Origin of the sequence: Bacillus alveayuensis, assembly GCA_030812955.1 — a bacterium.
In the GTDB taxonomy this organism is placed as follows: domain Bacteria; phylum Bacillota; class Bacilli; order Bacillales; family Aeribacillaceae; genus Bacillus_CB; species Bacillus_CB alveayuensis.
Genome location: JAUSTR010000039.1, coordinates 1 through 9,918, shown reverse-complemented (window position 1 = coordinate 9,918; position 9,918 = coordinate 1). Strand labels below are relative to the sequence as shown.

The window sequence follows — 9,918 nt, the reverse complement described above, 5'->3', positions numbered from 1 at the left end:
TTTAAGAAATAATGTTAGGAATTTTGTCGAAAAATATTTTTTTGACACCCCTGAAACGGCTACAACCGTTGATATATCAACATTTATAGAGGGAGTGATGAAAGGGATCGGTGCAGGAGAAGTATATTTGTCCATAAATCCCCATAAATATGAATATAAAGCAAAAAAATGAGGGGATGATTATGACCTTTAAAGGTAGATTAATTCTCCTGATTATAGGGATCCATTTAGGAGTAATAGGTGGAATTACCTTAATATTTGATTTGAATTTGTATGATTATTATGCTCAAGATTATACAGTGTTGGAGTTTGTACAGATTATTACAGGAAGAACATCATTTTATTTATTGCTGGTCGGGTTTATCCTAATTATGACCGTTGCTTATTTTCCGAAAGCAAAAAAGTAGCTATTTTCTGTACTTTTTCTCATAATAATAGTAATATATCTTTAATTTAAAGTAATAGGAGGCACATGAACAAATGTTTTTCCATCCGATGGACATTCTCATTTTCATTGCTTTTGGAATTTCCCTTTGGGCACAATTTAAAGTAAAAGGGAACTTTAGCAAATTTTCAGATGTTTTATGTTCTTCGCAATTGACGGGAGCAGAAGTGGCTCGCCGCATATTAGACCGAAATGGCTTATATGATGTCCCAGTTGAAGTTGTACCAGGAACGTTAACAGACCATTATGATCCGATTAACCGTGTTGTTCGTCTATCAGAGCCGGTATATTACGGACGATCTATTTCTGCTGTTTCCGTTGCTTCCCATGAGGTCGGACATGCTATTCAACATAAAGAAAGATATGGAGCCTTAGTATTAAGACACCGAATGTTCCCGGTTGTCAACTTTACTTCTGGGATTGCTCCTTTCTTATTAATTGCCGGCTTTCTAATGCAAAGCTTAAACTTATTGGGATTAGGGATCATTTTCTTCTCATTTGCAGTTGCGTTCCAGCTCATAACATTACCGGTGGAGTTTAATGCAAGCTCCCGTGCAAAAAACATAATGGTGGCAGAAGGGATTATTCGAAATGATGAAGAGCACGGCGTCAATAAAGTGTTAAATGCCGCTGCCTTAACATACGTAGCTGCAGCATTAATTTCCTTGTTTGAGCTATTAAAATTTGTGATGATTTTCTTCCAATCAAATGATGAATAAAGCGGAGGATTCTACATCCCCCGCTTTTAGTTTGTAGACAAAGTCTATATAAAACGAATCTTCAGACTGAATGAAAGCGCTTGTCATTCGAGGCACGAGCCCGATGAGAAGCGGAGTTACCAAGTACGGTAATGAGCATTCGAGGAGGGCGAAGTAACAAAGAATGCAAGCGTTTGTCAACAGTCTGAAAGCGGAGGATTCTACATCCCCCGCTTTACTTTTATATCATGAAATATCGATACTCATAAGCATTTGTACGGGAGGGAAATAAATAGGATGCTGAAAAAATTTTCAATTACTACCAATAAAAGAGATGAAATGATCGAGATCACACGAGATGTACAAAAAATGGTCGATGAATTAAACATTCAAGAAGGGCTAGCGGTTGTCTATTGTCCACATACGACAGCTAGCATAACCATTAATGAAAATGCAGATCCTGATGTAAAACGTGATATGATGCGCCGCTTTGATGAGGTGTATCCGTGGGAGCATGAGCTTGACCGTCATATGGAAGGAAATACAGCAGCTCATATGAAATCGAGTACAGTCGGTGCTTCACAGCATGTAATTATTACAAATGGGCAATTATTACTCGGAACTTGGCAAGGTATTTATTTTTGTGAATATGATGGACCACGAAAGCGTACATATTATGTGAAAGTATTGGCAGATTCATAAATATTACCAAAAGGGGTCTGACCTCGGTCAGACCCTTTTGAAACATAAGCCTCACTTATACATGTTATAAGGAGTGGTATACATTTAAATGTTTTTTAACAGTAGAAAAAAGATTGACCAATGCGCGCAAATCCTTGACCTGTTCGGGGCATTTGCGTAAAAGCATTGTGATAACTTGATAAATATCGATAATCAGGTCTCGTCACCTGTTGCATTAAATAAGCTGTTTCTTGTGCATCTTCTTTTCGATATTTATTGAGTGTTTGAATGATCCCATCGGCTGTCCGAATCCCAATCCCGTGACCATAAAACATGTCTTTTCCAAGATAAATTGTATTTTCACCTCGCCATTGCGGCTTTTCTGGATGAAAGTCAGGGTTTTTAAAGTAAAGACAATCACCTGGTAGAAAGTCATTCCCTCTTCGGGTGTAAATCCCTAAATCTTCATCATAGTGCCAGTCATATAAGACAAGTCCTTGAAATAAATGATTAAAAGCTTTATCGCCAATGGAATCTAATGCTGCTTTATAAAAGATAATGACAATCGCTGTGGCGCATTCAAATGCATATTTGATTCCATTTTCGAAAATATCACGGATTGCATCCGATGGCATTTTCCCTTTTTTTAGTAAAAAGGCCCCTCTTTGATTTAAGTTCCAGTACTCCTCATTACAATACGACGTTGCAAAAGTAGCGAATTTTGCTTTGCTTTTTAAAAGGTCTCTTGCAGCTTTCATCGTGTTTAGACGCATCATTAATTCAAAATGTAATTGCGAAATATTGTCATATGTGTAAACTTCTCGATACTTAACCATCCATTCTAGCATTTCTTGAAAAGGTTCTTGCGGAAACATTCCTTTCAGCTGCCCAATCGTCATTGGGACTTGTTGAACGATAATCATCTCGATCCCCCCTAACAGTACATTTTATAAAGAGGGACAGATAAGATATTCATAAATAAAATTAAAGGCTGTTTTCGTAAACTTTGTTGCTTTTCGACTGTCTATGAACCGAACAAAGCACGTGGGGCTGTCTAAAAAGTCCATTTTAGTGTTTATGTTTGCAAATTAAAAACCCGAGAATGTTGATATAACAGCATTCTTGGGTTTTAATTTTTTAATGCTCAAACTGAAAAACCACTTTTCGGACAGCCCCATCGACTTTTGTTAGGTTCACGTCACGCTACAACGTGTAGCAAGCGTTTCGCTTGCTTGACAGTCGAAAAGCTATCGTATAGTAAAGCAACAATCTTCTAGAAAAGAGCCAAATTAAAAGGATCGTATACAAGTGTATTTGTAAAAAAATTTTTTCGTTTTAAAAAAGCAAAAGGGAGGCAAGAAAAGCCTCCCTTTCGAATTATAAAGATGCACGTAATATCGCAAGAACATCTTCTTTGTTTAATTTTTTGAAGTTGCCAAATTCACCAAACGCCATCGCTTTTTCGGCCATGACATTTAATTGGCTATCATCAATGTTATAGTCCGCTAAACGAGAAGGTGCTCCGATATTTGTCCAAAACTCACGAAGCTTTTCAATGCCTTCTAGTGCTGCTTCTTCATCTGTTTTTCCGTCTGGATTGACATCAAATACGTTCACCGCAAATTGTTTAAAGCGTTTAGGATGAACGTGTAACGTATGCTTCATCCAGTTCGGGAATATAATTGCAAGCCCACCTGCATGTGGAATATCATAGATAGCTGACACAGCGTGCTCAATATTATGTGTAGCCCAATCACCACGATAACCCATTGAAAGCATTCCATTTAACGCAATGGTACCGCAATACATAATCGTTTCACGTAGCTCATAATTTTCTAAATCATTGATCAGTTTTGGAGCTGTTTCAATAACCGTTTTTAAAACACTTTCACACATGCGGTCTTGAAGCGGTGTGTTTTTTGTATTGTGGAAATATTGTTCCATTACGTGTGACATCATATCCACAATACCGTAAATCGTTTGATCTTTCGGAACGGTAAATGTATAGGTTGGGTCTAAAATCGAGAATTTCGGGAATACTGCTGGGCTTCCCCAACCATGCTTCTCTTTTGTTTCCCAGTTTGTAATAACAGAACCTTTGTTCATTTCAGAGCCTGTTGCTGCTAATGTTAATACAGTACCTAATGGTAGAGCTTCTTTTGCTTCCGCTTTTTTAATGACGAAATCCCATGGATCGCCATCGTATTTTGCACCAGCCGCAATCGCTTTCGTACAGTCGATTACACTGCCGCCACCAACGGCAAGTAAAAATTCAATGCCTTCTTTTTTGCAAATGTCAACACCTTTCCGAACGGTGGAAATGCGTGGGTTTGGCTCAACTCCTCCTAATTCATATACTTCTGCTTCAATTTCTTTTAAATATGTAAGAACTACATCATATAAACCATTTCGTTTAATGCTGCCACCGCCATATATGAGCAATACTTTCTTTCCATATTTTGGTACTTCCGCTTTTAACTTCTCTATCTGATCTTTACCAAAAATTAATTTTGTTGGATTATAAAATTCAAATGAATCCATGTCCTTCCCTCCTCGCTTATTATTATGGATGAGTATTAAATGGAATGCAAAAAATTAGAACTGAATCATTAACATTCGTCCTATACTACCTGTATTCAAAGCGTTAAGGGTAAAATGGAACTTCCTCACCTTTTATCTGATCCTTTATTTCACTATATCATTGAATAAAAAATACATTCTACTCATATGAAAAAGATGCCTGTATTAATGACGCTCTGTTTTCTGAATGTGCTTGCTTTTTACTCTTGATTCGTTAACATTCTGTATAAAATTCCTTACATAAAACAAAACTATTTAAAAAAGCGCTAACTGAATCTTATAGGGATGTAAATTGAAGGCTGTAATCCACTCATACTCGTAGAAATCGGTTTGTTCGTCAATTTCTTTCCATATCATTCTAAAAAATGGAATTGACTAGGGCAAGAGAAAGGATGGCATATTGTGAGCATTGGAATGAAACTTAATATTAAGGATTGTTCACTGAGAAGTCAACAGTCTAAGCAGCAACAAGGAAAGATTTCCAAGAAGTTAACTGAAAATGAAAACAAACTTCGTTCTATATATAAAGATTGTATGGATGTTATTTTTCGTCCTTTTTTCATCGGAGGAAAAGAAAGAGCCATTCTTATATATATTGAAGGTTTGGCAAACGTTGAGGAAATCGATGATAACGTGCTTTCAACACTAATGCAGATTAAAGAAGGGGAATTAAACATAAATATAACCATTTTAATTGAAAAAAAAATAACCGTTTCAAATGTAAAAAAAATCAAAAACTTCTCCGAATGCATTCAAGAGATTTCATTAGGAAATCCTGTGATACTCGTTGATAAGAGCGAAACAGGAGTGGCGTTAGGTCTATCCAAATGGGAGAAACGTTCGGTTTCAGAACCAGCTGCTGAAGCGGTTGTTAGAGGACCGCGTGAAGCATTTGTAGAAGCTTTATCTGTAAACACGACCTTGATCCGGAGAAAAATTAGAAGTCCGATGCTCAAAATGCAATCGATGGAAATTGGTCGCTACACAAAAACAAAGGTTGTCATCACATATATTGAAGGTCTGGTGGATCAAACCTTAATAGAGGAAGCGAAAAATCGACTAAGCCGAATAGACGTTGATGGAATAATGGAAACTGGCATGATTGAAGAATTTATTGAAGATAACCCATATTCCCCATTCCCACAAGTATTAACGACGGAGCGTCCTGATGTCATAGCTGCAAGTCTACTAGAAGGACGATTGGCCATTCTAGTAGATGGTAGTCCTTTTTCTATTGTTGTACCGACAACGTTTTATTCTTTATTACAATCTAGTGAGGATTATTATTCACGATTTTTAATAGGGACTGCCACACGTTGGCTTCGTTACTTTTTTCTTGTAATTTCACTCATATTACCATCTTTGTATGTAGCAATTATTACCTTTCATCAGGAGATGGTGCCAACACCACTTTTAATTAGTATGGCTGCTTCGCGTGAACAAGTCCCTTTTCCAGCTCTTATTGAAGCTTTAATAATGGAAATCACATTTGAAGCACTCCGTGAAGCAGGGCTGCGTCTTCCGAAACAGGTTGGGTCTGCTGTCAGCATTGTTGGGGCGATCGTTATCGGAGAGTCGGCTGTTTCTGCTGGAATTGTCTCTGCACCAATGGTAATTGTCGTTGCCCTTACTGGTATTGCCTCCTTCACTATTGCACGGTATCCAGCCGCAATCGCTATTCGAATGCTGCGATTTCCTGTGATTCTTCTGGCTGGGACACTTGGACTATTAGGTATTATGCTAGCTCTTATTACCATAATCATCCATTTATGCACTGTGAGATCTTTTGGTGTACCGTATCTTAGTCCAATGGCACCGATGAAATTCCGCGAAATGAAAGATGTACTAATCCGTGCCCCGTGGTGGGAACTCGATTCAAGGCCCCATTTTACAGGAGACTATAACAAATATCGTCAAGCTCCTGGATTAAAGCCTGATCCGGCAAAAGGGGATGAAAAGTAAAATCGTAAGTAACGAGGTGAGAAAAGATGATTGAAAAGGGCCGGATTAGTGTTGTGCAAATGGCCATCATTATGCATCCGACAATTAGCGCTACGGCGATTCTCATTGTACCGTCTATTACAGGAAAATTTGCAAAACAAGACTTATGGTTATCACCGATATGGGCTTCTTTTGTCGGTTTTTTTACGATCTATTTGGCTTATCAATTGAATAAGCATTTCCCGAAACAGACAGTCATCCAATATAGCAAGGAAATTCTAGGTGTAATTCCAGGCAAAGTGATCGGATTTTTGTACTTGTTTTTTTATGTGTTTATAACTGGAATTATGTTAAGGGAGTATGGTGAATTTGTCGTCGGCAATTTTTTAATGACGACACCACTCATTGTCGTTATAGCCAGTATGGTATTTGTCTGTTGCCTTGCGGTACATGGCGGACTTGAAGTGATTGCACGAACTGCACAATTTTTTCTTCCAATCGTTTTAGCTGTACTTTTGTTTATTGCTATTATAATGATTCCAGATCTACAGTTGAAACATATGTTTCCAATCATGGAGAAAGGTTTGATGCCGTCGATAAAGGGGGCTGTAACACCATCAGGCTGGTTCAGTGAATTCTTTCTTCTCTCTTTCTTATTCCCATTTTTACTTGAAAGGGAAAAAGGATTCAAATGGGGCATGATCTCGGCATTTTTAGTGATGCTTATGCTAGTTATTACGAATTTGTATGCTCTTTTTTTATTCGGTGACATTACTGATATGTTCATCTATCCGGTTATGAGCGCAACAAAATATATTAGCATTGCTGATTTTCTTCAACATGTTGAGTCCATTGTGATGGCGATTTGGATCCCAGGTGTATTTATTAAAATTTCAGTATTCTATTATGTGATTGTGATCGGTACGGCTCAATGGTTAAATCTATCCGACTACCGTCCGATTGTTCTTCCGATCGGTTTTTTATTAGTTGTGTTCAGTATTTGGTCAATCCATAGCTTAATGGAACTAATCGACGTATTAATGAATTTGTGGTCAATGTTCTGGCTCTATCATTTGCTAATACCAGCCTTATTGTTATTCATTGCGTTTATTCGTAAAGGAATGGTTGGTAAACGGGAAGAACGTAATAACAAAAAGATGTTAAGTGGTAAAAGGTGAAATAGGATGTTAAAAATATTTTTAGAAAAAGCAGTAAAAACAGTGTTATCTTTATTTATTTGTTCATCTCCCCTCTTTCTTACGGGCTGCTGGGATCGTGTCGAACTGAATGACTTAGGGCTTGTATTAGCAACAGGTCTTGATAAAACCGAAGACGAACAAATTGAAGTATCCGTACAGCTGGCCGTTCCAGAAGCGATGGGAGGAGAAGCAACTGCAAGTGGTCAAGGTGGAGCGGGAAAGACGATAACTGTTGAAAAAGCAATTGGAAAAACAATATTCGAAGCTTTGTCTCGACTGCAGGCAAGATTTTCACGCCGAATTTTCTGGGGACATAACCAAGTGATTATTATTGGCGAAGATCTTGCCGAGTCTGAGGTACAGAAGCATATCGACTTTTTTGCCAGATTTCCTAAAGCTAGGCTAAAATCTTATATATTTGTTACTAGCGGAAAAGCGATTGATGTGTTAAAAGCTATTCCTGATGTTGATAGAAGTTCGGCAGAAGTAGCTAGAGAACTGGCAAACTTCAGAATTGGAATGGCTGTAACAGTGAAAGATTTTTTGGAAGAATTAAGCGGAGAGGCCAATGCGGTAGGTCTGCCATGGATAGAAGTTAAAAAAGAATCGTTTTCAAAAGGATTACAAGTGAACGGAACGGCCATTTTGAAAGATGGTAAAATGATTGGATATATCGATGACAAATTAACAAGGGGCTTATTATGGTTAAGAAATGAAATGGAATCTTCTACAGTAACGGTTCAACCAGAAGGGTATCACGATCAAATATCATTTTATCTCCTACATTCCTATACAAAACTAATTCCTAAAATGGAAAATGGAAAATGGAAAATGATCGTTAAAATCGTCACAGAAGATGATGCTGTAGAAAACGAAACGAATTTAAATTTGACCAATCCTGTTATTACAAAAAAGCTTGAAAAAGAATTAGAAAAAACGATTGAAACACGCATTAAAATGACACTTGAAGTAGTTCAAAAGAAGATGGGAGCGGATATTCTTGGGTTTGCTGAAGCGTTTCACAGACACTACCCAGATGAGTGGGAAAAAGTGAAGGATCAGTGGGATAAAAAATTTCCAGAAATAGAGGTAGAAATTAAAAATAATGCGTATATAAGAAGATCAGGAGTGTCTACATCATCAAAAGTGGTATCCAAAGAAGAGGTGTTCAAAAAATGATGTTTATAACATTTATTGGAGTCACAGTTGCTACTATACTTATTATATTATTTGAATGGTCGAGAATGAATAAAAAACAGAAAAAAGAAAAATGGACCGTTGTCATATTAACAATGTCAGGGTGGATACTAGCTATCCTCCTCGTTTTCTTTTCTAATATGCTTGGTCCTGCTGATTTGATAAATATGATTTTTAAACCTTTAGGTAAGTTTTTGCTGGACCCGATAGATTAAGGGAGGAACCGAGAGAAAATAATCGTTTGTTATAGGAATTTTCCTTGTTGAAACACCAGTATTCGTCGCCAAAATTTATCAGTACTCATTTATGATTGACCATACGACATGAAAAACGCAGATTCATATTAAAATATGATGAAATTGGCTCATTTAGGGAAATGACGAGCTATTTCGTCTGCTACGGTTGTACTTTTCCGAACTGTTGTATCAAACATGACATTAGTAATTGTCGCTTCGGTTATAGCTTCATTTGCTTCATTAAAAATAATTTGTTCCAATACAAAGCTTTTTGTTCCTAATCGAACAGGACGTGTTATTACATTAAGTATATCTCCCAACCTAGCTTCTTTTTTAAAGAAAACATCCAATTTTAATACGACAGTTCCTAAATTTCTTTTTTTCATAACCGCAAATGGTAAACCCGCTTCACTGTACCAATGTTCACGGGCTTTTTCAAGATAAGACACATAAACCTTATTATTTACATGACCGAGTTCATCGATATCCTCTGGTTTAACTTTAATTTCTGTAACCGTTTCAAGTGGCATATTTATGTCCTCCTTTTTGTTCTTGTTTAAATGTCATGACTTCATAATGTTCATAAAGATTTATGTACAAAAACTTTGGAATACTTAGAAAGATGATTTTACTAATGCTTAAGACCAATTTATAGAGTTAAATAAATAACGTATTTTCTAACCGAAGGGACTTCCTTTTTAATAGAAAGTAAATCAAAGAGCCCTGATGTTGTAATTCAAATTAGTTTTAATATTTAGAAGAATATTACTAATATTGTACATCCAAATAAATATTCATGCAAAAGATTTAAATTTATGATGTAGATGAGGAAATTCCCTAACATAAATTTACATCCAAACAAAAAAGGAGACAGGAACCCAACTCCTTGGTTAGAATAGATGTGCTACCAACTACCTACAAGGAGGTTCATGTCTCATGAA

At 36.8% G+C, this 9,918-nt stretch carries 10 protein-coding genes; 7 read left to right on the top strand and 3 right to left on the bottom strand.

The genetic code is table 11. The annotated features are described in order from the left end of the window. Nucleotides 1–182 precede the first annotated feature (182 nt). The 3 genes from J2S06_RS15770 to J2S06_RS15760 all read left to right on the top strand — a co-directional run bounded on the left by J2S06_RS15770 (nt 183) and on the right by J2S06_RS15760 (nt 1,845). Nucleotides 183–407: a hypothetical protein gene (locus J2S06_RS15770; RefSeq protein WP_419152919.1), complete on the top strand. Its 225-nt coding sequence runs from the start codon at nt 183–185 to the stop codon at nt 405–407. Between the two features lie 73 nt (nt 408–480). Then, nucleotides 481–1,164, top strand: coding sequence for a zinc metallopeptidase (locus J2S06_RS15765; RefSeq protein WP_459077061.1), 684 nt, complete (start codon nt 481–483; stop codon nt 1,162–1,164). Nucleotides 1,165–1,440: 276 nt separating this feature from the next. Then, a complete protein-coding gene (locus J2S06_RS15760; protein WP_419152918.1) occupies nt 1,441–1,845 on the top strand; it encodes a secondary thiamine-phosphate synthase enzyme YjbQ in 405 nt (134 codons plus the stop codon). A 95-nt stretch (nt 1,846–1,940) separates the two neighbouring features. Here J2S06_RS15760 and J2S06_RS15755 read toward each other — a convergent pair whose 3' ends face one another. Together J2S06_RS15755 and J2S06_RS15750 are read right to left on the bottom strand one after the other, a co-directional pair. Next, the gene (locus tag J2S06_RS15755) at nt 1,941–2,747 is read right to left on the bottom strand and encodes a protein-glutamine gamma-glutamyltransferase (protein WP_044748522.1); all 807 of its coding nucleotides are present in this window, start codon (nt 2,745–2,747) and stop codon (nt 1,941–1,943) included. 454 nt (nt 2,748–3,201) lie between these two features. After that, complete coding sequence (locus J2S06_RS15750) at nt 3,202–4,365, bottom strand: iron-containing alcohol dehydrogenase (protein WP_419152917.1); 1,164 nt, start codon at nt 4,363–4,365, stop codon at nt 3,202–3,204. A gap of 453 nt (nt 4,366–4,818) precedes the next feature. Between J2S06_RS15750 and J2S06_RS15745 the strand changes: the two genes are divergently transcribed. From J2S06_RS15745 to J2S06_RS15730, 4 genes are read left to right on the top strand one after another with little or no spacing between them, the layout of a single operon-like run. Beyond that, nucleotides 4,819–6,366 carry a spore germination protein gene (locus tag J2S06_RS15745; RefSeq protein WP_419152920.1) on the top strand — a complete coding sequence of 516 codons (1,548 nt, stop codon included), beginning with the start codon at nt 4,819–4,821 and terminating at the stop codon, nt 6,364–6,366. Between the two features lie 26 nt (nt 6,367–6,392). Next, nucleotides 6,393–7,523 carry a GerAB/ArcD/ProY family transporter gene (locus J2S06_RS15740; RefSeq protein ID WP_419152916.1) on the top strand — a complete coding sequence of 377 codons (1,131 nt, stop codon included), beginning with the start codon at nt 6,393–6,395 and terminating at the stop codon, nt 7,521–7,523. Between the two features lie 6 nt (nt 7,524–7,529). Next, nucleotides 7,530–8,723 (top strand): Ger(x)C family spore germination protein, encoded by a 1,194-nt coding sequence (locus J2S06_RS15735; RefSeq protein ID WP_419152915.1) that lies wholly within the window; start codon nt 7,530–7,532, stop codon nt 8,721–8,723. Continuing rightward, nucleotides 8,720–8,956: a hypothetical protein gene (locus J2S06_RS15730; protein WP_419152914.1), complete on the top strand. Its 237-nt coding sequence runs from the start codon at nt 8,720–8,722 to the stop codon at nt 8,954–8,956. Before J2S06_RS15735 ends, J2S06_RS15730 begins: the two co-directional genes overlap by 4 nt. A gap of 149 nt (nt 8,957–9,105) precedes the next feature. Here J2S06_RS15730 and J2S06_RS15725 read toward each other — a convergent pair whose 3' ends face one another. After that, entirely contained in the window at nt 9,106–9,507 is a 402-nt protein-coding gene (locus J2S06_RS15725; protein WP_419152913.1) for an acyl-CoA thioesterase, read from the bottom strand. Nucleotides 9,508–9,918 lie beyond the last annotated feature (411 nt).

What these genes read in the sequence shown, in the direction of transcription:
- J2S06_RS15770 (WP_419152919.1), top strand. Translation starts at nt 183, where the DNA reads ATGACCTTTAAAGGTAGATTAATTCTCCTGATTATAGGGATCCATTTA.
- J2S06_RS15765 (WP_459077061.1), top strand. Translation starts at nt 481, where the DNA reads ATGTTTTTCCATCCGATGGACATTCTCATTTTCATTGCTTTTGGAATT.
- J2S06_RS15760 (WP_419152918.1), top strand. Translation starts at nt 1,441, where the DNA reads ATGCTGAAAAAATTTTCAATTACTACCAATAAAAGAGATGAAATGATC.
- J2S06_RS15755 (WP_044748522.1), bottom strand. Translation starts at nt 2,747, where the DNA reads ATGATTATCGTTCAACAAGTCCCAATGACGATTGGGCAGCTGAAAGGA.
- J2S06_RS15750 (WP_419152917.1), bottom strand. Translation starts at nt 4,365, where the DNA reads ATGGATTCATTTGAATTTTATAATCCAACAAAATTAATTTTTGGTAAA.
- J2S06_RS15745 (WP_419152920.1), top strand. Translation starts at nt 4,819, where the DNA reads ATGAAACTTAATATTAAGGATTGTTCACTGAGAAGTCAACAGTCTAAG.
- J2S06_RS15740 (WP_419152916.1), top strand. Translation starts at nt 6,393, where the DNA reads ATGATTGAAAAGGGCCGGATTAGTGTTGTGCAAATGGCCATCATTATG.
- J2S06_RS15735 (WP_419152915.1), top strand. Translation starts at nt 7,530, where the DNA reads ATGTTAAAAATATTTTTAGAAAAAGCAGTAAAAACAGTGTTATCTTTA.
- J2S06_RS15730 (WP_419152914.1), top strand. Translation starts at nt 8,720, where the DNA reads ATGATGTTTATAACATTTATTGGAGTCACAGTTGCTACTATACTTATT.
- J2S06_RS15725 (WP_419152913.1), bottom strand. Translation starts at nt 9,507, where the DNA reads ATGCCACTTGAAACGGTTACAGAAATTAAAGTTAAACCAGAGGATATC.